This window comes from Amycolatopsis echigonensis (genome assembly GCF_014174495.1).
GTDB lineage: Bacteria > Actinomycetota > Actinomycetes > Mycobacteriales > Pseudonocardiaceae > Amycolatopsis > Amycolatopsis echigonensis.
The window spans coordinates 1-20,565 of sequence record NZ_JACJHR010000008.1 but is presented as its reverse complement, the minus strand read 5'-3'; the positions used below and the strand labels follow the sequence as shown (position 1 = coordinate 20,565).

Annotated in this window: 21 protein-coding genes; 9 read left to right on the top strand and 12 right to left on the bottom strand. The window is 68.7% G+C overall.

All coding sequences use genetic code 11. From position 1 onward, the window contains the following. The first annotated feature begins 160 nt into the window (after window positions 1-160). Entirely contained in the window at window positions 161-1,276 is a 1,116-nt protein-coding gene (locus H5411_RS07655; protein WP_312877877.1) for a glycosyltransferase 87 family protein, read from the top strand. Here H5411_RS07655 and H5411_RS07650 read toward each other — a convergent pair. The 3 genes from H5411_RS07650 to H5411_RS07640 all read right to left on the bottom strand — a co-directional run bounded on the left by H5411_RS07650 (window position 1,273) and on the right by H5411_RS07640 (window position 3,891). Beyond that, window positions 1,273-2,085, bottom strand: coding sequence for a class I SAM-dependent methyltransferase (locus tag H5411_RS07650; protein ID WP_183123384.1), 813 nt, complete (start codon window positions 2,083-2,085; stop codon window positions 1,273-1,275). The two genes, H5411_RS07655 and H5411_RS07650, sit on opposite strands and share 4 nt — an antisense overlap. Then, window positions 2,082-3,662 (bottom strand): GMC family oxidoreductase, encoded by a 1,581-nt coding sequence (locus tag H5411_RS07645; protein ID WP_183123383.1) that lies wholly within the window; start codon window positions 3,660-3,662, stop codon window positions 2,082-2,084. The genes H5411_RS07650 and H5411_RS07645 overlap by 4 nt, the downstream gene beginning before the upstream one ends. Before the next feature lie 82 nt (window positions 3,663-3,744). After that, window positions 3,745-3,891 carry a hypothetical protein gene (locus tag H5411_RS07640; RefSeq protein ID WP_183123382.1) on the bottom strand — a complete coding sequence of 49 codons (147 nt, stop codon included), beginning with the start codon at window positions 3,889-3,891 and terminating at the stop codon, window positions 3,745-3,747. 93 nt (window positions 3,892-3,984) lie between these two features. Between H5411_RS07640 and purS the strand changes: the two genes are divergently transcribed. Together purS and purQ are read left to right on the top strand one after the other, a co-directional pair. Continuing rightward, window positions 3,985-4,224, top strand: a complete 240-nt coding sequence (gene purS, locus H5411_RS07635) for a phosphoribosylformylglycinamidine synthase subunit PurS (RefSeq protein WP_037808692.1) — start codon at window positions 3,985-3,987, stop codon at window positions 4,222-4,224. Next, window positions 4,221-4,898: a phosphoribosylformylglycinamidine synthase subunit PurQ gene (purQ, locus tag H5411_RS07630; RefSeq protein ID WP_101436964.1), complete on the top strand. Its 678-nt coding sequence runs from the start codon at window positions 4,221-4,223 to the stop codon at window positions 4,896-4,898. The genes purS and purQ overlap by 4 nt, the downstream gene beginning before the upstream one ends. A gap of 84 nt (window positions 4,899-4,982) precedes the next feature. Here the strand turns inward: purQ and H5411_RS07625 are convergent, their stop codons facing one another. The 3 genes from H5411_RS07625 to H5411_RS07615 form a co-directional block, all read right to left on the bottom strand. Next, window positions 4,983-6,332: an outer membrane protein assembly factor BamB family protein gene (locus H5411_RS07625; RefSeq protein ID WP_183123381.1), complete on the bottom strand. Its 1,350-nt coding sequence runs from the start codon at window positions 6,330-6,332 to the stop codon at window positions 4,983-4,985. Between the two features lie 107 nt (window positions 6,333-6,439). Continuing rightward, entirely contained in the window at window positions 6,440-8,182 is a 1,743-nt protein-coding gene (locus H5411_RS07620; protein ID WP_183123380.1) for an ABC transporter ATP-binding protein, read from the bottom strand. Further along, window positions 8,179-9,813, bottom strand: coding sequence for an ABC transporter ATP-binding protein (locus H5411_RS07615; RefSeq protein WP_183123379.1), 1,635 nt, complete (start codon window positions 9,811-9,813; stop codon window positions 8,179-8,181). Before H5411_RS07615 ends, H5411_RS07620 begins: the two co-directional genes overlap by 4 nt. Before the next feature lie 145 nt (window positions 9,814-9,958). On the opposite strand from H5411_RS07615, the gene purL reads away from it, so the two are divergent. Next, entirely contained in the window at window positions 9,959-12,250 is a 2,292-nt protein-coding gene (gene purL, locus H5411_RS07610; protein ID WP_183123378.1) for a phosphoribosylformylglycinamidine synthase subunit PurL, read from the top strand. Between the two features lie 36 nt (window positions 12,251-12,286). Here the strand turns inward: purL and H5411_RS07605 are convergent, their stop codons facing one another. The 4 genes from H5411_RS07605 to H5411_RS07590 form a co-directional block, all read right to left on the bottom strand. Next, window positions 12,287-12,949: a nitroreductase gene (locus tag H5411_RS07605; protein ID WP_183123377.1), complete on the bottom strand. Its 663-nt coding sequence runs from the start codon at window positions 12,947-12,949 to the stop codon at window positions 12,287-12,289. A gap of 16 nt (window positions 12,950-12,965) precedes the next feature. Continuing rightward, window positions 12,966-13,901 carry a pentapeptide repeat-containing protein gene (locus tag H5411_RS07600; protein ID WP_183123376.1) on the bottom strand — a complete coding sequence of 312 codons (936 nt, stop codon included), beginning with the start codon at window positions 13,899-13,901 and terminating at the stop codon, window positions 12,966-12,968. 4 nt (window positions 13,902-13,905) lie between these two features. Continuing rightward, a complete protein-coding gene (locus H5411_RS07595; RefSeq protein WP_183123375.1) occupies window positions 13,906-14,742 on the bottom strand; it encodes a hypothetical protein in 837 nt (278 codons plus the stop codon). A gap of 185 nt (window positions 14,743-14,927) precedes the next feature. Beyond that, complete coding sequence (locus H5411_RS07590) at window positions 14,928-15,818, bottom strand: lysozyme (protein WP_183123374.1); 891 nt, start codon at window positions 15,816-15,818, stop codon at window positions 14,928-14,930. On the opposite strand from H5411_RS07590, the gene H5411_RS48380 reads away from it, so the two are divergent. Beyond that, entirely contained in the window at window positions 15,811-15,945 is a 135-nt protein-coding gene (locus tag H5411_RS48380; protein ID WP_255409789.1) for a hypothetical protein, read from the top strand. The genes H5411_RS07590 and H5411_RS48380 overlap by 8 nt on opposite strands. A gap of 46 nt (window positions 15,946-15,991) precedes the next feature. On the opposite strand, the gene H5411_RS07585 is transcribed toward H5411_RS48380, so the two are convergent. Continuing rightward, a complete protein-coding gene (locus H5411_RS07585; protein WP_220816651.1) occupies window positions 15,992-16,783 on the bottom strand; it encodes a lysozyme in 792 nt (263 codons plus the stop codon). Window positions 16,784-16,899: 116 nt separating this feature from the next. Continuing rightward, entirely contained in the window at window positions 16,900-17,553 is a 654-nt protein-coding gene (locus H5411_RS07580) for a type VII secretion system-associated protein (RefSeq protein ID WP_183123372.1), read from the bottom strand. 59 nt (window positions 17,554-17,612) lie between these two features. Here H5411_RS07580 and H5411_RS07575 point away from each other — a divergent pair, with 59 nt between their 5' ends. From H5411_RS07575 to H5411_RS07560, 4 genes are all read left to right on the top strand, one after another. Then, window positions 17,613-17,993, top strand: coding sequence for a sterol carrier family protein (locus tag H5411_RS07575; RefSeq protein ID WP_183123371.1), 381 nt, complete (start codon window positions 17,613-17,615; stop codon window positions 17,991-17,993). Window positions 17,994-18,161: 168 nt separating this feature from the next. Continuing rightward, complete coding sequence (locus tag H5411_RS07570; RefSeq protein WP_037354011.1) at window positions 18,162-19,040, top strand: helix-turn-helix domain-containing protein; 879 nt, start codon at window positions 18,162-18,164, stop codon at window positions 19,038-19,040. A gap of 477 nt (window positions 19,041-19,517) precedes the next feature. Then, complete coding sequence (locus H5411_RS07565; RefSeq protein ID WP_020664000.1) at window positions 19,518-19,757, top strand: DUF397 domain-containing protein; 240 nt, start codon at window positions 19,518-19,520, stop codon at window positions 19,755-19,757. Continuing rightward, window positions 19,744-20,133 carry a hypothetical protein gene (locus H5411_RS07560; protein ID WP_183123370.1) on the top strand — a complete coding sequence of 130 codons (390 nt, stop codon included), beginning with the start codon at window positions 19,744-19,746 and terminating at the stop codon, window positions 20,131-20,133. Before H5411_RS07565 ends, H5411_RS07560 begins: the two co-directional genes overlap by 14 nt. Window positions 20,134-20,565: the final 432 nt, after the last annotated feature.

Genomic DNA, 20,565 nt, shown 5'->3' with positions numbered 1-20,565 from the left:
CATGGCGCGAGCGTAGCGACGGGGTCCGACAAAACAGCCAAATATCGACAAACCGTCTGGCGTCCGGCTGGCCGTTACAATCGCCGCCCATATGTGGTTGCAGGGAAAGGTCAGGCGGACGCCCGCCGTGTTGTCCGTCGTCGCCGCGATAGTGCTTGTCGTGGGCGCAGCGGCTGCCCTCAGCAGCTTCACGCCGGTTGACCTGCAGGTCTACCGCTTCGGCGCGGACGCTGTTCTCCACGGCGGCGACCTTTACGGCGCTCTCCCCACCACCACGGCAGGTTCCATGCTGCCGTTCATCTACCCGCCGTTCGCCGCGATTCTCTTCTCCGCCTTGGCGCTTCCGCCGCTCTCCGTCGCGTCCGTGCTGATTGACCTCGTCTCGGCGGCGTCGCTTTGGGCCGTCCTGTACGTGACCGTCCGCCGTCTGTGGCAGGGCTGGAACCGCAGCACCGCGGCAGTGGCCGCGTCCGCACTCACCGTTGCGGCGCTTGCCTTCGAACCGGTGCGTTCGACGCTCTCCTTCGGGCAGATCAACCTGGTCCTGATGGCCCTGGTCTCGGTCGACTGCCTCACGCCCAACCCCCGCTGGCCGCGCGGCGTGCTCGTCGGCCTGGCCGCCGCGATCAAGGTGACGCCCGCCGGTTTCCTGCTGTTCTTCTTGCTCGCCAAGGACTTCCGCGCCGCCCGAAACGCCCTTCTCGTCGGTGCCGCAGCCACGTTGGCCGGTTTTCTGGTCGCCCCGCGCGCTTCCGCCGAGTACTTCTTCGGTGGCGGCCTCACCAATGCCGACGGTTTCAGCGGCTCTCCCTACGCGACCAACCAGACCATCGAAGGCGCTCTCAACCGTCTCGCCCTGCTGCCGCACGCCCACGATCTGCTGTGGCTGACCCTGTCCGCGTTCGTCCTCATCGCCACCGTGCTCGTCATGCGGCGCGTCGACGGACCACTGGCCTTCGTCGTCAACGCGACAGCCGTGCTCGTCCTGTCCCCGATTTCCTGGTCACACCACTGGGTTTGGGCAGTGCCCGCGACGCTCGTCCTCGCCGCCCGGGTACGCACGCCCCGCGCGGCCGCCGCCTTGGTCGCGAGTGTCGCGGTCTTCGTCGCCGCGCCGCACACCCTCGTGCCGTCCAGCGGAATGAAAGAACTCGCCTGGACCCCGTGGCAGCACCTCGTCGGCGACTCCTACCTCATTCTCGCCCTAGGTTTCCTCGCGTGGCAGCTCTTCGCGTTGCAGCCTGCCCGCGTTCCTGCTTTCGAACGCGCCCGTTAAGCCGAACCGGGCCACACCAGGGTCACGAGATCCCGCCCGGAAGACCCGAGGTCTGGCGGCATTTCCGGGTCGACCCCCATCTCCAGCAACGCCCGCTCGACCTCCCCGGTCGCGTCGGCAGGCAAGCACAATCGCCGCCGGACGACGTCCACCGTGGTCGCGAACTCCGCGTATTCCGGCTCCGGCGGCCGTCGCCATTCCACGACTTCCGGCTCGATCCCCACTTCCGCGAGCGCCGCGAGACAGTCCTCGACAGTCGGACCAGTCGGTCGCTCGATGCCGTGAAACCGTTGCCACAACGGGTTGAGCTCGGTCAACGGATGCCGCGCGGCCGTCTCGACCACCACCCGCCGCCGCGCCGCCGCAGTGAGCGCCGCGGCGAACGGGGCCAGGTCAGGGACGTTGTAGACCACGTTTCCGCATACCACGACGTCTGCCTGGCCAGCTTTCTTGGCGAGATCGGGCCATCGGCCGGACAGCAGCCGATGCTCCACGCCCGCGGCTCGCTCGGCGAAGGCCGCGAGCAACTCGTCGTCGGTGTCCAGCGCGGTCACGGCGGTGACGTTCGACCGGCCGACCAGGGGCAGGCTCGCCGCCCCGGCCGCCGCGCCGACGTCGAGGACTGTGCCGGGTTCCTGCAGTGCCTCGGCGGCCAGCCGGTGCGTCGCCCCGATCGGCGCGGCGATCTGCCGGTCGGCCCGTCGCAGGAACACCTCGCGCGGAAGGACCCACGGCGATTCCGGAGGACGCACGGTGTCCGGAATCGCCCAGGAGGCAAGGAGGTCCCGCCAGGTGGACAGAGCGGTCATCGAGAACGAATCAGATCGGCCGCCTTCTCCGCCACCATGATCGTCGGCGCGTTGGTGTTCCCTCGCGGCACCACCGGCATCACCGAGGCGTCTACCACTCGCAGCCCCGAAACCCCACGCACCTTCAAATCCGGGTCCACCACCGCATGTTCGCCGCTGCCCATCGCGCACGTGCCGACCGGGTGGTACAGCGTCTGCGTGTTCTGCCGGACGTGCTCAGTCAACGCCTCGTCCGACAGATCATGCGTCGCAGGCAGGAACGGCCGGTCCAAGAACTTCGCCAACGGACCCGACCGTCCGATCTCGATCAGCGACCGCAACGCCGACTTCACCGTCTCCAGGTCGATCGATTCCGCGTAATACGCCGGATCGATTTCCGGCTTCCACAACGGATTCGCCGACTTCAGCCGCAGCCGGCCACGGCTCGCGACGTCGACCAGCGTGGCTGCCGACGTGAACCCGGGGCACGTCGGTTCGCGCAGTCCGTTGTCATAGAACAACGTCGGGGCCACGTGGATCTGCATGTCCGGCGCGGCCAGTCCGTCGCGGGTCGAGTAGAACGCCCCCGCCTCGCCGATGTTCGACGCGAGCGGGCCGCGTTTGGTGAGCTGGTAGCGCATCAGCCCGGCCGGCGTCGCGGAGTCCGCGATGTCCGTAGTGCCCTTCGTCGACCAGATCACGCCGACCGCCGGGTGGTCGTGCAGGTTGTCGCCGACGCCGGGCAGCGCGGCGACCACGTCGATGCCCAGCTCGCGCAGGTGCTCGGCCGGTCCGACGCCGGACAGCATCAGCAACTGCGGCGAGTTGATCGCGCCGCCGGACAACAGGACCTCAGCGTCCGCGCGGACCGTCGTCGGCACTCCCTTGTCCAAATAGGACACACCGACCGCTCGCGTGCCCTCGAAAACCACCTGGGTGACCTGCGCGTTCGTCCGCACCGTCAGGTTCGGCCGCGACAAAGCGGGCCGCAGGTAAGCGTCCGCGGTGGACCAGCGTCGACCACGCTTGCACGTGACCTGGTAGAGCCCGGCGCCCTCCTGCGATTCGCCGTTGAAGTCGTCCGTGTGCTTGAGCCCCCACGCGACCGCGCTGTCCACCCACGCGTGCGACAGCTCGTGCGTGAACCGCCGGTCCTCGACGTGCAGCGGGCCGTCCGTGCCGTGCAGCGGACCGCCGAAGCGCTGATTGCCCTCGGCGCGCTTGAAGTACGGCAGCACGTCGTCCCAGCCCCAGCCGGTTGCTCCGTGCGCATCGCGCCAGCCGTCGTAGTCGGCGCGGTTGCCGCGGATGTAGATCATCGCGTTGATCGACGAGCAGCCGCCGAGCATCCGGCCGCGCGGCCAGTACTCCCTCTTGCCGGTGTGCTTCTGCTCGACGGTCTCGTAGTTCCAGTCCCATTTCGTCTTGAACAGCGACGCGAACGCCGCCGGGATCCGGACCTCGTCCGCGGTGTCCTCGCCGCCCGCCTCGAGCAGCAGCACCCGCGCGGACGGGTCCTCGCTCAGCCGGTTCGCCAGGACGCAGCCCGCACTGCCCGCGCCGACGATCACGTAGTCGAAGGAGTCCTGCTCTGGCACGCTGCCTCCCGGTCGTGTTGACGCCCTGTCAACGACACATCATGGCGCAGGTCACGCTACGCGCAAGTCCCCGGAAAACCGATCAGTCAGAAGTGGGGTCGAAGGAGGTGGTCCACGCGCCGTCCACCGCGCCGCCCTGGCTGGCCGACCCGTCGAGTTCGGCGTCGACGTGCACGATCATCCTTCCGGCGGTCCGCGGCGGGAACTGCCCCTGCGGCAGGTGGTTCACGTCTCCCCCTCGATACCGGTCTGTCTGCCGGTCAGGCTGGTGAAGTACGCTTCAACCGCACCCACGACCTGCAGAAATAAGGAGCAGCCAGCCGTGGCTCGAGTCGTTGTCGACGTCATGCCCAAACCCGAGATCCTCGACCCGCAGGGCCAGGCGGTGGCGCGCGCGCTGCCGCGGCTGGGCTTTTCCGGGGTCGCCGACGTGCGCCAGGGGCGGCATTTCGAACTCGAGGTCGACGACGACGTCGATGACGAGACGCTGGCCAAGATGGCCGAGGGGTTCCTCGCCAACCCGGTGATCGAGCAGTGGACGATCCGGCGGGTGGAGGCGTGAGCGCCCGCATCGGCGTCATCACCTTCCCCGGCACGCTCGACGACGGCGACGCCGCCCGCGCGGTCCGCTACGCCGAGGCCGAGGCGGTTTCGCTCTGGCACGCCGACGACGACCTGAAGGGCGTCGACGCGGTCGTCGTCCCCGGCGGCTTCTCCTACGGCGACTACCTGCGCGCCGGCGTGATCGCCCGCTACGCGCCGGTGATGTCCTCGGTCATCGACGCGGCCCGCAAGGGCATGCCGGTGCTCGGCATCTGCAACGGCTTCCAGATCCTGTGCGAGGCCGGTCTGCTGCCCGGCGCCATGATCCGCAACGTCGGCCTGCACTTCGTGTGCCGCGACCAGTGGCTGCGCGTGGACAACAACACCACCGCGTGGACCACGCGTTTCGAGGCGGGCGCGGAAATCCTGGTGCCGGTCAAGAACAACGACGGCTGCTACGTCGCCGAACAGTCCACTGTGGACATGCTGGAGGCGGAAGGCCGCGTGGTGTTCCGCTACGTCGGCGGCAACCCGAACGGCTCCCGCAACGACATCGCGGGCGTCACCAGCGAGAACGGCCGCGTGGTCGGTCTCATGCCGCATCCGGAGCACGCGATCGACGCGCTCACCGGCCCGTCCGACGACGGCCTCGGCCTGTTCTACAGCGCGGTCGACGCGCTCGTGAAAGCCTAAGGTGCCCGCATCCGTGAAGGGAACCAGCCGGGACTCTGAGTCCCGCACAGTTCCCTTCACGGACTGGGGCTGGGATGACCGTGTTCAGCCGAGCCGGAAGACCAGCGCCGCGGACTGCCCGCTGTAGATCCCGCGGACTCCGAAAACGGCCCCGTCCGCCCAGAACAAGCGGCAGAACCACGGTGCCAAGCGGCGATCGCCGGAACCCGTGAGCGAGACCGTGCGCACGGGTGTCACAGCTCCGGTGTCCAGTGAGAACTTGACGATGTGCTGGTCAGGACTGTCCTGGCCAGCGGAGACCACGGCGATCACCTGCCCGTGGTCCACCGCGAGCGGTGCCGCCACAATGCCGCCGCCGGGTGCCGGAGCTCCCCAGCGTTTGGCACCGGTGTGGAGGTCGAACGCGGCGAGGCGATTGGGCTTCTGCGGGCTTGTCAGCGCGATCATCGTGGTGCCCGTGACGAGTGATCGCGAACGTCGATGCGACGTGCCGTTGGAGATCCCGCTCAGGCTGTAGCCGAATCCGTCGTCGCCCATGAAGCCGTTCAACGCGTCTCCGGCCTCGATGGTGGAAACCGGTTCGAGCGAGTCGTCGAGAGTTTCGTACACCCCTTTCGATGCATCGCTGAGGTAGGCGACCAGTGGCGACGCGCTCACCCACGCCATCGTGAGGTAGGACTTGCTCTTCACAAACTCGTTGTGCTGCTTGGTTTTTCCGGTCGTGGGATCGACGGAAACGGCGACGTACAAGTCCTCGCCAGAGTCCTTGGCGCTGCAGTGGGACAGCAGCACGAAGTCCGCGGTCCGCGGCACCCCGTCCGACGGGATGCAGTTCGAGTACACCTTCTCGTCGGTCGGTGGCGAGACCTCGGACCAGCGGACGGCGCCGGTGGCCGCGTCCAGCCCGAGCAGCTGTTGGTAGTGCACGACCACGACCGAACCGCCGACGATCTCCAGCACTGCGTGCTCGTCGAGTTTCGCCTCCGACGGGCTTCCCGACGAGGTGATGGGCATCGCCCGCTGCCACAGCAGCTTTCCCGCGTTGACATCCAGCACGGCCGCGCTCGAGCAGAGATCCCCATAGCCGACGGCGATGTGGTTATCGACGACAGAGGTGCTCGCCCCGCAGAAATGGCCGGAGGGGGAGGGGATTCTCCAGCGTTCCTTGCCGTCGCTCCGCGCGTACGCGACCGCATAGGTGTCGTTCACCAGCACCAGCTCGTCGCCCACGACCCAGGAATCGATGCCGTTCTCGTACGGCGGGATCCGGTCCGATCCCAGCTGCCATGAGCCTGGCTGGGACACCGCGATCGCGTGGCCGGGCACCTTGCCGCTGTTGAGCGCGAGCGGTACCACGATCGCCGCGATCACCACGGCTGCCAGAAATGCCGAGCTTACGAGAAGGACCCGCCGGCCCCCCATTTTCTCAGTCACTACCCGCTCCCCCTTTCGATGCGGGTAGTGTATTTGGGGAAATCTGATTCCTCCAAAGTTCCGCCGCAGCTTTCACCGCGCCAGATTTGCCGTCCGGGAATCGCCCTTCAGCTCGCCGCCTCCACGAGCCGCGAGTAGGGACCGCCCGCCGCGATCAGGTCCTGATGGGGGCCGAGTTCGGTGATCTTGCCGCCCTCGACCACCGCGACCCGGTCCGCCGCCGCGGCCGTGTGCAGCCGGTGCGCGATGGCGATCACCGTGCGGCCTTCGAGCACCGCGTTCAGCGACCGTTCCAGCTCCCGCGCCGAACCGGTGTCCAGCAGCGACGTCGCCTCGTCCAGCACCAGCGTGTGCGGATCGGCCAGGACGACCCGGGCCAGCGCCAGTTGCTGCGCGAGACCGGCCGGGACCGCGTACGCGCCCGAGCCGAGCTTCGTGTCCAGCCCGTCCGGCAGCCCGGCCGCCCACTCCGCCGCGCCGGCGGACGCGAGCGCGGCCATCAGTTCCTCGTCGGTCCAGTCTCCGCCGCCGCGCCGGGCAGGCAGCGCCAGGTTGTCCCGCAGCGTCCCGGAAAACGTGTGGTGTTCCTGCGTCAGCAGCAGAACCTCGCCGCGCAGCACGTCGTCCGCGAGCGTCGACACCTCGGTGCCGCCGACCCGGATCGACCCCTGCGTTGGTGCCGAGATCCCGGCCAGCAGCCTGCCCAGCGTCGACTTGCCCGCGCCGGACGGCCCGACGATCGCCAGCCGTTCTCCTCGCGGCACGCTCAGCGTGATGCCGTGCAGCACCTCGCGGTCGGAGGTGTAGCCGAACCGGACGTCGCGCACCTCGATGTCGCGCCCGCGCGGCACGTCGGTGACCTTGTCCGCCGCTTCGGTCGGCTGCACGCCGAGGATCCGGCGCGTCGCGGCCACCGCGACCTGCAGGTCCTCCAGCCAGAACATCGCCTCGCTGAGCGGAGCGGTCATCGCCTGCGCGTACGCGAGCATCGTCGTGATCGTGCCGAGCCCGGCCCAGCCCTGGCGGTAGGCGAACAAACCCAGCAGCAGGAGAGCGGCGATCGGCAGCACGTAGCTGATCTCGAGCGACGGAAGCCAGCGCATCTGCAGCGCTCGCATCCGGCGTTCCCCGAGCGTCGCCTGGTCGAGCGCGTGGTGCCCGGTGCGCATGCGCCGCTGGGTGAGGTTGAGCGCCTCCGTGGTCCGCGCGCCCTCCACGGTCTCGTGGGTGATCGACTGCAGGTCGCCCCAGCGGTCGAGCATCCACGCGAACGCGGTCGGGATCTTCCGCTGGTACCAGATGTTCACCGGCACCAGCAGCGGTATCGCCACCAGCAGGGCCAAGGCGAGCAGCGGCGACGTCACGATCATCGCGATGGTCGTGAACAGCACCGTCACCGCGGCGATCAGGATTTCCGGCGCGGCGAACCGCACCGCGACGTCCAGCCGGTTGATGTCGCTGGTCGCCCGGCTGAGCAGGTCGCCGGTACCGGCCGCCTCGACGGTGCCGAGCGGCAGGTCGAGCGCGTTCGTGACGAACCGTTCGCGGGTCTCCGCCAGCACACGCTCGCCGAACATCCGGCCGCGCAGCCGCGCCGCCTTCCTCGCCCACGCCTGCAGCACGAGCACCACCACGAACGCCACGGCCAGCAGGTCGACCTGGAGCGTCGTGCCGTGCTCGACCACGCCGTCCACGAGCCTGCCGAGCAGCTGCGGCCCGGCCAGCCCGACCACCGTGGCCAGGCAGAAGAGGCCGAGCACCATGGAAAACTCGCGCCGGTGTTCGACCGCTACGCGTTTCGCCCAGCGTCGCACTTCGCGTTTCGACGCCAGCGGGAGCCGCGTCGTCATACCGTCACTGCCTTTCCGTGCACGACCTCGTCGGCCACGTTCCTCCACAGTGGACTCTGACTGAACACCACCGTGGTCCGCCCGGCCCGCAATTCCTTGACGCGCTGGGTGATCCGGGCTTCGGTGTGCGCGTCGACCGCCGACGTCGGCTCGTCGAGCAGCAGCACGTCGGAGTCCATCGCGAGCGCGCGGGCCAGGCTCAATCGCTGCCGCTGCCCGCCGGACACCTCGCGGCCGCGCTCGCCGATCAGCTCGTCGACGCCGCGCGGGAGGGCCTCGATGATGTCCTCGGCGTCCGCCGCGTGCAGGGCCGAGAAGATGTCGACCTCGCGCGGATGCTCCGGAGTCAGCTGAGCACGCAGCACGCCGGAAAACCACAGGTCCTGGTTGTGCGCGTACACCACCCGCCGGCGCAGTTCGGCGAGCGCGACCTGATCCGCGGGCACCCCGCCGATCAGCACCTGCTCGCCCGCGTCCGCGTCGGCGAACCGGCTCATCCGGGCGGCGATCGCCTCCGCCTCGGCGCCGAGGTCGACGACCGTCAGCTTGCCCGGCTCGATCCGGATGCCGCTGGCGGTGTCCACCAGCTCCAGCGGACCGTCCGGCAGCGGCCGCGGCGACACCGGGTCGGCGAGCTTCGGTCGCAGGGCCAGCAGCGTGCACACCTTGCGCGCCGCGACCAGGCCCGAGCTGAGCGAGCTGACCTGTTCGGTCGCCGTGCTGACCGGCACCACGAGGAACGCCGAAAGACCGTAGAACGCCACCAGTTCGCCGACGCCGATCGTGCCGTCGAGCGCGAGCCGCGCGCCCAGCCAGGTGATCGCCACCGTGACCAGCCCGGGCAGCAGCACCTCCGCGCCGGCGAGCCAGGATTCGCTGCGCCCGACCTCGACGCCGGAGCGCCGCACCAGCTGGCTGGCTTCGCGGAACCGGCGCAGGAACCGCCGTTCGCCGCCGACGCCGCGCAGGATGCGCAACCCGGACACGATGTCCGCGCCGAGTGCGTTCACGTCGCTCAGATTCTCCCGCTGCGTGGTTTTCCGCTTCTGCAGCGGCGCGAGCAGCGGACCGATGCCGAGCACCGCGAGCGGGACGCCGACCAGCGCGACCGTGCCCAGCACCGGCGACGTGCCGAGCATCGCGATCCCGATCACCACGAACGCCACGATCGAACCGAACGTGCGGCCGACGACCTCGAACGCGTTGCCGACCCAGTTCATGTCCGACGACGTGACCGCGACGACGTTGCCCGTGCTGGTCGCGTCGCGCAGGGACGCGCCGAGCCGGGTCGTATGGTCGGTGACCAGGCGTTGGGTGGATCCCGCGCCGTGCATCCACAGGCCGTACGAAGCGAAGTGCAGTCCGGTGCCGAGCAGCGCCTGCGCCACGCCGAGCACGCCCGCGATCAGCGCCCAGCGCACGAGGGCGGACGAGTCGCTCGCGGCGATCGCCCCGACGCCCCGGCCGATCACGAGCGGCAGCAGGGCGCTCGGCAGCGACCAGCCGGCCCCGGTGACGATCGCGGCGAGGATGAGCCCCGGCCGCGCGCGCAGGACCGCCAGCAGATACCGGACCGGCGTCGGGTGCTCCGGAAGCCGGATGGCGGGAAAGCGGTACGTGGCGGAAAGCACGATCACTGACGCTAAGCCGCCGGGACTGTCCGGCGCGACTGATTTATCCCCGGCGGACCCAGGCCGGGCGGCTGCGGGTGTGACCCGGCCTACACGTAGTCTTGGCCTTGTGGCGAACCCTGACACGGACAGTCGGACAAACACTGTGACCAGCGCTGTTGTTAACACAGACACCACCGCAGTGGCCGCGGCGACCCCGGAAACGAGCCAGCCGTACGTCGAACTCGGCCTCGCCGAAGACGAGTACGCGCGGATCCGGGAGATCCTCGGCCGCCGGCCCACCGACGCCGAGCTCGCGATGTACTCGGTGATGTGGAGCGAGCACTGCTCCTACAAGTCTTCGAAGAAGCATCTGCGCTACTTCGGCGAGACCGCCACCGACGAGATGAAGGCCAAGATGCTGGCCGGCATCGGCGAGAACGCGGGCGTCGTCGACATCGGCGACGGCTGGGCGGTCACCTTCAAGGTGGAAAGCCACAACCATCCGTCCTATGTGGAGCCGTACCAGGGCGCGGCCACCGGTGTCGGCGGCATCGTCCGCGACATCATGGCGATGGGCGCGCGGCCGCTCGCGGTGCAGGACGCGCTGCGCTTCGGCCCGGCCGACGCGCCGGACACCAAGCGCGTGCTGCCCGGCGTGGTCGCGGGCGTCGGCGGCTACGGCAACTGCCTCGGCCTGCCGAACATCGGCGGCGAGCTGGTCTTCGACCCGTCCTACGCGGGCAACCCGCTGGTCAACGCGCTGTGCGTGGGCGCGATGCGCACCGAGGACCTGCACCTGGCGTTCGCGTCCGGTTCCGGCAACAAGATCATCCTGTTCGGCGCGCGCACCGGTCTCGACGGCATCGGCGGCGTGTCCGTGCTCGCCAGCGACACCTTCTCCGGCGACGAATCCGCGTCCGGGCGGCGCAAGCTGCCCAGCGTGCAGGTCGGCGACCCGTTCACCGAGAAGGTGCTCATCGAGTGCTGTCTCGACCTGTTCAAGGAAAACCTGGTCGTCGGCATCCAGGATCTCGGCGGGGCAGGGCTGTCCTGCGCGACGTCGGAGCTGGCCGCGGCCGGTGACGGCGGCATGCACATCTACCTCGACCGGGTTCCGTTGCGCGCCACCGGAATGACGCCCGCCGAGGTGCTCTCCAGCGAATCGCAGGAGCGCATGTGCGCGGTCGTCGCGCCGGAGAACGTCGACGCGTTCATGGCGGTCTGCGCCAAATGGGACGTCATCGCCACCGACATCGGCGAGGTCACCGACGGCGAGCACCTGGTCATCACGTGGAACGACGAGGTCGTCGTCGACGTGCCCGCGCACACCGTCGCGCACCAGGGCCCGGTGTACGACCGCCCGATCGAGCGCCCCGCGTTCCAGGACGGCCTGATCGCCGACACCTCCGCGAAGCTGCCGCGTCCGTCGACGCCCGAAGAACTGCGCGCGGACTTCCTGAAGCTCATCGCGTCGCCGAACCAGGCGTCGAAGGAATGGGTGACCTCGCAGTACGACCGCTACGTGCGCGGCAATTCGGTGCTGGCCCAGCCGTCCGACTCGGGCATGATCCGGATCGACGAGGAGAGCAACCGCGGCGTGTCGGTCTCCACCGACTGCAACGCGAAGTTCGTCTACCTCGACCCGTACCGCGGCGCGCAGCTCGCGCTGGCCGAGGCGTACCGGAACGTCGCCACCGGCGGCGCCACCCCGGTCGCGGTGTCCGACTGCCTCAACTTCGGCGCCCCGACCGACCCGGGCGTGATGTGGCAGTTCGAGCAGGCCGTGCACGGTCTCGCCGACGCGTGCGTCGAGCTGGGCATTCCGGTCACCGGCGGCAACGTCAGCTTCTTCAACCAGACCGGTGACACGGCGATCCTGCCGACCCCGGTGATCGCGGTGCTCGGCGTGATCGACGACGTCACCCGCCGCATCCCGACCGGCATCGGCGCGGAAGCGGGCGAGACGCTGCTGCTGCTCGGCGAAACCCACGACGAACTGGACGGTTCGGCCTGGGCGCGCGAGCTGCACGGGCACCTCGGCGGCGTCCCGCCCCGCGTGGACCTGGCCCGCGAAAAGCTGCTGGCCGACATCCTGGTGGCCGGTTCGCGCGACGGCATGATCTCCGCCGCGCACGACCTCGCCGACGGCGGGCTGGCCCAGGCCCTCACCGAAACCGTCCTCATTGGACAGTGCGGGGCCCGGGTGTTCCTCGACCGCGACCAGGACCCGTTCGTGCAGCTCTTCTCGGAGTCTTCCGGCCGCGTGCTGGTGGCGGTCCCGCGCACGGAGGAGCTGCGGTTCACCGAGATGTGCACCGCCCGCGGCCTGCCGTGGCGCAAGACCGGCGTGGTCGACCCGGATTCCGGCACGCTGGAGATCCAGGGCATCACGGAGTTCACTCTCGAAGAACTGCGCGAGACCTGGGAGAAGACGCTTCCGGCGCTGTTCGACTGAGCCCTCGTGAGTGCCGGTGCTGACCGGCACCGGCACTCACGACCGGAAGGTGACCACTTCCGCCAGCGGCGCGCGCGGGATCGAGGGCCGGGGTTCGTCGGGATCGGCGTACCCGATCGACATGCCGCAGCCGAGGACATATCCGGCGGGCGGTTCCGCGATCTCCGTGACGCTGCGGTGGTACCGGCCCCACGCGATCTGGGCGCAGCTGTCGAGCCCCTCCGCGCGGAGCAGCAGCATCACGGTCTGCAGGAAAGCCCCCGCGTCCAGCCATTGCGGCGGCAGCATGTGCTCGTTCAGATAGCAGAACAGCGCGACCGGAGCGCCGAAGCAATCCCAATTCCGGACGCGGACCCGCTCCCGGCCGGCGTAGTCCTCCCGCGCGATCCCGACCGCGCCGTAGCGCAGCACGCCTAGTTCCTCGATCCGCCGCGCGTACCGCTCAGGCAGCGCTTGCGGATAGGGCAGAACCTGGGGCGGATCACCGGTATCGCCCTCGGCGATGCGCCGCTGGACCAGGCATTTCAGCTCGTCCAGCTTCGCGCCGGACAGGACATAAACCCGCCACGGCTGCAGGTTTCCCCCGGAGGGGGCGCGCAACGCCGTGGTGAGGACTCGGGTCAGGATTTCGTCGGGGACCGGCTTGCCGAGGAAGCCGCGGACAGACCGCCGGGAGCGCACCGCTTCGTAGACGTCCACGGTTTCTCGATGCTACTCAGATCGGCACCGCGACATAGCCGCCATTCTGTGGTTCTAACTTCCAGCCGTCGGGCAGCTGTACTTCAGCCGAATCCGAAAAAGTGGCCCCGTCGAACAGGACTTCCTTCGCGAAACTCGCGCCCTTGAAGGTAGTCCTGCCCTTGAACGCGGTGTCGGAGAAATTGGTCCGCTCCGAGAACGCGGTGCCGGAAAACCAAGCCCGGTCGAGAAAAGTCGCGTTGCGGCAACGGAAAAGACCCACCAGGCGGCCCGGTCCGGTGCCCGCCGCGGTGAAGTAGGCCTGCCCGGTGAAGACGCACCCGCTGAGGTTCGTGCTGCTGTACAGCGAAGCGTGCCGCAGCAGCAGGCCGCCGATCCGGCGACGGGAAAGGTCGAAATACTCCAGCACCGCGCCGGTCAGATCGAGGTCCGGACCCGGACCGTCCACATCGGACGGTGGCAGCAGATCCCGGACCAGCCGCTGTGCGGTGAGCCGCACCTGCAGTTCGCGCTCCTGCTCCGGAGTGCTGTCCTTACCGTCGTAGCGGCCATGCGTGAACGGCCGCCGGAGGTATGAACACAGCACATCCAGCACAGTCTGCCGATACTCCGGTCGCGTGCGCGCCAGCCCGGCCAGCGGGTGCAACGCCCCCACCCGCACCTGATCGGCCTCGTGCCCCAGCAATTCCACCGATTTCGCGAACCGCTCGTCGGAGATCCGCTCGCGGTCGACGTCGTGCCGCTGCTGTTCAATCACCTGTCGCGCTTCCTCGACGCGGCGACGGCGATCGTTGAGCCACAACGCATACAGCGCCACGACCGCGCCACCGGCGAGACCGCCGGTTTTCAGCGCTTCACTGCGGCTGGTCGCGGGGTCGGTGAGCAGCCAGCCACCGACCCCGCACAGCAGTACTACGGACGCGATCAACGTCCACGGCAGCGGCGAGCGCACCGGGTCAGAACGCCAGGATCAGGTACAGCCCCACGCAGTAACCGCCGCCGCGGTTCATCACGACCATCGTGCCGCTGGCGTCCTTGCCCGACAGCTTGCCGGTGAGCCGGGCGCTCGTCGTGGCACTGCCCTCGGTGACCTTGGTCAGCGTGAGCTGCGGGTCGCCGCTGGTGGTCTCGTCGATGCTCTTCTTCGACATGCTCTCGGTGCCCTGGCAGGCCATCGCGGTCGCACCGGCCGCGTCCTTGGCGTTGAGCTTGGCGATGAAGTCGTTGATGACCTGCTTCGCCTCGCCCGAACCGGACCCGCCGGTGCCGGGGTCGTCGCTCGAATCAGTGGACGGCGACGACGAGTCGCTCGGCAACGGAGCGTCCGACGACGGGGACGGTGCCGGGGCGGGCGGCTGCGCCTGCGAGCTGCTCTTGTCGTCCTTGCTCAGGAAGAAGCCGGGTGCGACGAATCCGGTGATGCCCAGCGCGACGAGCACGACGACCGCGACCGCGATGCCGATCCACAGGCCGGTCTTGTTGTTCTTCGGCGGTTCGCCGCCCGGCCCGCCGGGGTATTGCCCCTGGTCCCAGCCCTGCTGCGGGAACTGCTGGGTGCCGCCGTATGGCTGCTGCGGATATCCCGGGTACTGCTGCTGGGCGTTCGGGTCCCAGCCCTGCTGCGGGGCGCCGCCGTAAGGCTGCTGCTGGTGGGCGTTCGGGTCCCAGCCCGGCTGCGGCTGAGCCTGGTTGGGGTCCCACCCCGGCTGCTGCGGAACCCCGCCCGAGCCGGGCTGCTGCCAGCCCTGGCCATAGGGGTCCCCGCCCTGTCCGGGCTGCGGTGGGTAAGTCATGGTTCCGCCTTCCTGCTGCACCGACTCGCGCCGCGGTCTGACGCCCCGCCGGCCCAGGCGGTTCCGTCTCCGCCCCAGGCCCGCAATTGTGCAAGGCGGGCGACGCTCGCACAAAGGCGGCTCCCGGCCGCCCCGCCCGGCAGGAGGAGGGGAGAACCGGGAGCCGCGTCGGTCGCGCCGTCAGGTCAGCCGTTGGCGAGTGCCTGCAGCCGGTCGTAGGCGCCGTTGAACGTGTCCTGGTCCAGCGGGCTCGAGGTGTACTGCCACACGGTGTAGTAGCCCCAGTTGTACGGAAGCGTGCCGGCCGAGGACGCGTACCGCGCGACCCACAGCGGCGCGGTGCTCGAGAAATCGCCGCTGACGCACTGGTTCCACCAGTTCGTCGACGTGTAGATCACCGGCCAGCGCCCCGTTTTCGCGTGATAGGTGTCGTGGAAGTCCTTGATCCACGCCGTCATCGCGGATTTGCTCAAGCCGTAACAGGTCGCGCCGTAGGGGTTGTACTCCATGTCCAGCGCGCCGGGCAGCGTTTTGCCGTCCCCGGACCAGCCGCCGCCGTGCGCGACGAAGTAGGTCGCCTGTGCCGCGCCGCTGGAGGTGTTCGGAGTGGCGAAATGGTAGGCGCCGCGGATGAATCCCTGGTTGTAGGAACCGTTGTACTGCTGGGCGAAGTACGGGTTCGTGTAGTTCGTGCTCTCGGTCGCCTTGGTCCAGACGAATCGCTTGCCCTGGCCCCACCAGTTGCCCCAGTCGACGTTGCCTTGGTAGCTGGCGACATCGATGCCGGCGACGGTGGCCGCCACCTGGTTCGGCAGCGCGGTCGCGGGCTGCGGCTGCTGCGCGGCGGCTTTCGTGTCGGGGGTGGAGTGATCCCCCTCGACGCGCCGGATCTGCGATCCCATGGTGTGGTTGTTCGCCTGGATGTCGGCGTTGACGGCGTTGATCTCCCGCGGCGAAAGCGGGGAAGCCGCCGGGGCGGCCGTCGCCTCCGTCGAAGCGCCGAGCAGGAGCGCGACAACAGGGACGGTCAGAGCGGACAGCAGCGCGGTACGCCGTCCTCTTCGGGAAGTGGACATCGTCGATCCCTTCACAGATACCCTCGCGGAGGGCGGCTATGTGCAGGTAGCCGCCACGGGGGAGATTCTTGAGGACGAATCGTCGTTTGTCATCAAGTTCCGTGAAGATGAATGGGCGGGTGGGTGATTTTCATCGGGCGGTGATGACTAATTCGTGACGACGTCACGAATGTTCACCCGAATGCCAGATTGCGCAGCGCCGACTGGGTTCCGTTGAGCCAGTTCTGGTCCCCGGGCAGGGTCCCGCTGTCCGAGAACTGCCAGATGGCGTGCTGTCCCCAGCCCGCGGGCAGTTCGCCGATGAAGGAGTTGTAGCGCGCGATCCACAGCGGATTCCCTCCGAAAGAAGGGTTGTTTCCGGTGCAGCGTTTCCACCAGCTGGTCGAGGTATAGATCGTCGGCAGCCGTCCGGTGCGCGCGCGATAGGTGTCGGAGAACGCGCGGATCCACGCGACCATCCCGTTCGCGTCCTTGCCGTAACACGTTTCGCCGTAGGGGTTGTATTCCATGTCGAGTGCGCCCGGAAGCGTCCTGCCGTCGGCCGACCAGCCGCCGCCGTGCGCGAGGAAGTAGTTGGCCTGCGCAGCTCCGTCGGACACGTCCGGCCGCGCGAAGTGGTAGGCGCCGCGGACGATCCCGACTTGGTAGGAACCGTTGTACTGCTGGGCGAATTGCCCGCTGACGAACCCGGTGCCCTCGGTCGCTTTCACGTACACGAACTTCGCGCCCGCTGCCGCCGCGGCCGGCCAGTCGACCGCTCCCTGGTGTCCGCTGACGTCGTGCCCGAGGTACTGGTCTTCCGTCGTGTACGAGATGTTCGGCGCTCCCAGCACGCCTTCGTGTTTCGCGATTTGCGAACCGGCGTAGTTGTCGGCGGCCCCGGCGTAGCTCGGGGCGGCCAGCGCCGTTTCGCACAAGGACGTGCCGGTGATCCCGGCGAAGAGAACCGCGCTCCAGCGCAGCAGCAGATGACGCTTCACCCAAGGCTCCTCACCGGACACGTGTACTTCTACTGCGTCACGATGCCCGGGTGAGCGGATTTCGGCGAATCATGATCACTCGGCAGAGTGGTCTGCCCAGGTCAGCGCCGTTCTTCGGCCAGCGCCTTCATCAGGTGCTCGGCCGGGACGACGGCGGTGATCAGGTCGTGCGGGTTGATCGCGAGCGGATGTCCGGCGAGCAGCCCGACGATGTCGCGGCCGAGCACCGCGCGGGCGTGCGGCCATTCGCGCGGCACCAGCGACTTCGACGTGTACGCCGGCACCATGACCCGGCCGTCGGTGTTGTGGAAGCCGATGACCGTGCGCTGCACCGGGGACAGGGCGTAGACCAGCAGCGTCGAATCGAGGATGACGCGCGGCAGGTCCTCGGGGGGCCGGTGTTCGGTCCGGACCATCTGCAGCAGTTGCTCGAGTTCGTTGCGCGGCTCGGGAAAACCGAGCGCCTTCGGGGAGGGGCGGTACCGGTCGTTGGGGTGGAAGTCCTCGACGACCTCTCCCGTCCCGTTCACCGGGTACGCGCCGACGACCGCCCACGACGGCACCGGACCGCGCGCGTCGAAGGCCTCGTCGATGACATACAGCCAGCTGTTCGGGTTCGTCCGCGCGTTGGCGCGCATCTCGGGAGTGATCTCGGGTTTGCCTTGCGGGCCGCGGCGGGGGTACGCGTTCCGGCGCGCGCGTTTGCCCGCCGGGGTCCGGGAAACCATCCGATCTGCCTCGTCCCGCTGCGCCATCGCCGTCCCTCGGTGCCGGGTGCCTGAAAGTCCGTCCGCGGTCACTCTACTGTTGTCGCATGGCCTCTTCGCGTTCGGTCGATCCCGCACAGTTACGGGCGGCGGTGCTGGCCGTTTCGGACTGGTTGCGTGGTGACGGGCCCGATCCGGCCCGCACTGAGCTGGCCGCCGCGGTGCGCGCGACGCTGCGGACGCTCGCCCAGGACGCGCCCGGGCACACCGTCGAGGTCCGGGTGCCTCCGTACGCCGCGGTGCAGTGCATCGAGGGCCCGCGCCACACCCGCGGCACGCCCCCCAACGTCGTCGAGACCGATCCTCGGACGTGGCTCGAACTGGCGACCGGCCTCCTGGAATGGGACGACGCGCTCAGCGCCGCCCGCGTGACCGCCTCGGGCAGCCGCGCGGACCTTTCGCACTGGCTCCCGATCGTGCGGATCTGATTTTCCGCGCCAATTGTTCTCGCAGGTGTGTCTTCTGAGGCACACACTCCGTAGAATCCCCTGAGCAGAGGCTCGTGCCACGCTGTCCGGGGCAGGGCCTTGCGTGTACTTTGGGTGGTCGGAATTCGGTCCCCAGGACGAGCGAGCGGCGATGGAAGGGCCCTGGTCATGAACGCGGTAGGCGTGTCCGCCGGCGAGCAGAGCCTCGGCCCGACAGCGCGCCGGATGATTCTCGGCTCGCAGCTTCGCCGGTTGCGCGAGGAAGCCGGGATCACGCGCCAGCAGGCGGGCTACAACATCCGCGGTTCGGAATCCAAGATCTCCCGGCTGGAACTCGGCCGCGTCGGCTTCAAGGAACGCGACGTCGCCGACCTGCTCACCATGTACGGAGTCTCCGACGAGGAAGAGCGCAAAGCGTTCCTCGACATGGTCAAGCAGTCGAACGAAGCCGGCTGGTGGCGGAAGTTCGGCGAGACGGTGCCCGGGTGGTTCACCGATCTTGTCGGCCTGGAGGAAGCGGCGTCCCGCATCCAGATCTGGGAGCCGCTGTTCGTGTCGGGCCTGCTGCAGATCGAGCCGTACGCGCGGGCGATCTTCAGCCACGGCCGCCCGGAAATGGCCGACGAACGCGTGGACCAGCTGGTAGCCCTGCGCATGCGGCGGCAGAAGATGCTGGCCCGCCCGGACGCGCCGCGCATCTGGGCGGTGCTCGACGAATCGGTGCTGTACCGGCCGATCGGCGGACCGAAGGTGTTCCGGCAGCAGCTGGAGTACCTGCTCGAGGTCACCACGCTGCCGCACGTGTCGGTGCAGATCCTGCCGTACTGCCGCAGCGGTCTGTCGGCCGAGCACGCGTTCTCGCTGCTGCGCTTCGCGGAGGCGGAACTGCCGAACATCGTCTACGTCGAGTACCTGACCGGCGCGCACTATCTGGACAAGCGCGACGAGATCGAGAAGTACGGCCGGGCGCTCGACCTGCTGGCCGTCGACGCGGAGACTCCCGAGCGCAGCCGCGCCCGCATCGCCAAGCGCAAGGCCGAGATCTAAGCGCGCCTCTCTCTGCGCCAAGGTCGCAGTGAAATTCTCCCGGCCGAGAATTCCGGCCCGACCATCCGGGCGACGAGCAGCCAATAGAGAACGCCCGCCTCCATTCTCATCACCGGCTGTGCATAAGTCCGGAAACCCGTTACCCCTAACCCGGTTCGACCTCTTCCCGCGACGACCCTCGTTGTCACAGTGAGTGTTCCCGATTCGCCCGCCGCACTCAGCGGCGGCGAGTCACGAACGCACTGCGTTAACCGGCCGCCCATATCGTGACCCAAGGTGATAATTAACCCGTTCGGGTAGTGCTCTAATCACCTGTCCGGGAACTTCTACTGAACCGTGTCGTCACGCAGTGAGAAATTTGCAGGAAATTCTGCACGTGCATTTACCGCTGCATGCGCGCGTGCTAGCGTCGAAGTCACAGGCAGATGCACATGCAGATTCCTGAGCTTTTCATCGTCCTTCCCGGAAGGTGGCATCATGGCTGAGCGGTTCGAGAACGGTATTCCGGCCGACCGTCTGACCGGCGCACAGTGGCGCAAGGCGAGCTACAGCGGCGCGGTGGGCAACTGCGTCGAAGTGGCTCCGCTGACCTCGGGCGAGATCGCGATGCGGAACTCCCGTTTCCCGGAGGGCCCGGCGCTCGTCTACACGCGTGCGGAGATGGCCGCCTTCCTCGCCGGCGCGAAGGACGGCGAATTCGACGATGTCCTCGGCTGAGGCCGCCGTCGTAGGCTCCACCTTCGACATCGAACGAGGCCTGCAGCAACTGATCGCCCGCGGCTATCGGTTCGTCCACCAGACGGACGGAAGCGGCGAGATGCAGGCCGTGGTCGGAGTACGAGTCCACGACAACGTGGTGGACGTCGTCCGGTTGAACGCCGAGGACGACGTCGAGGCCGCCCGCCTCCCTGGCAATGAGCAGAACATCTTCGCCCCGACGTCCACGCTGTGGCGTTCGCGCGGCGAGGCAAGCCAGGTGCTGGGCGAGGTCCTCGCCCTCCCCGAGCGCCCCCCGGTCACCGCAGCCGCCTCCGCGAACGGCTGCTGGATCCCCGGCCGAGGCGGCCGCTCGAAGTGGCTCGCCGCTAGCTGATCCACCTTCCGCGGTGTCCCCACCGGCGCCCCTGATTTCAGGCCCCGTACGAAGTGGCCCAATCCACTTCGTGCGGGGCCTGGCTCATTTCTGCCCGAGGCCCGCGCCCCTGCCGCCCTCCGTGAGGGCCGCCCTCGCGGACTCTGATTCCCTCAGACTTCCCCTGGCATGCCTGTCCGTGAGCGGCCCCCTCACAGAATTGGATTCCCTCAAGGGCCCCTTCACGGACCGCCCGCCGTCGCCGCGCCGCTGCTACCGCCAAGCACCCAACTCGGCTTTCGTTGCATCAGACGCACCCAACCCCACATCGAGCCGCAAACCCAGCACCCAACCGGCAGCCGCGAACCCCACGCAACCAGCCGCCAACCCGCGCACACCCACCACCAAACCGCCACCGACCCACCCAACTCACCAGCGCACCCACACCACCCC

What these genes read in the sequence shown, in the direction of transcription:
- H5411_RS07575 (WP_183123371.1), top strand. Translation starts at nt 17,613, where the DNA reads ATGGCCTCTTCGCGTTCGGTCGATCCCGCACAGTTACGGGCGGCGGTG.
- H5411_RS07595 (WP_183123375.1), bottom strand. Translation starts at nt 14,742, where the DNA reads ATGACTTACCCACCGCAGCCCGGACAGGGCGGGGACCCCTATGGCCAG.
- H5411_RS07590 (WP_183123374.1), bottom strand. Translation starts at nt 15,818, where the DNA reads ATGTCCACTTCCCGAAGAGGACGGCGTACCGCGCTGCTGTCCGCTCTG.
- H5411_RS07620 (WP_183123380.1), bottom strand. Translation starts at nt 8,182, where the DNA reads ATGACGACGCGGCTCCCGCTGGCGTCGAAACGCGAAGTGCGACGCTGG.
- H5411_RS07570 (WP_037354011.1), top strand. Translation starts at nt 18,162, where the DNA reads ATGAACGCGGTAGGCGTGTCCGCCGGCGAGCAGAGCCTCGGCCCGACA.
- H5411_RS07650 (WP_183123384.1), bottom strand. Translation starts at nt 2,085, where the DNA reads ATGACCGCTCTGTCCACCTGGCGGGACCTCCTTGCCTCCTGGGCGATT.
- H5411_RS07580 (WP_183123372.1), bottom strand. Translation starts at nt 17,553, where the DNA reads ATGGCGCAGCGGGACGAGGCAGATCGGATGGTTTCCCGGACCCCGGCG.
- H5411_RS07560 (WP_183123370.1), top strand. Translation starts at nt 19,744, where the DNA reads ATGTCCTCGGCTGAGGCCGCCGTCGTAGGCTCCACCTTCGACATCGAA.
- H5411_RS07565 (WP_020664000.1), top strand. Translation starts at nt 19,518, where the DNA reads ATGGCTGAGCGGTTCGAGAACGGTATTCCGGCCGACCGTCTGACCGGC.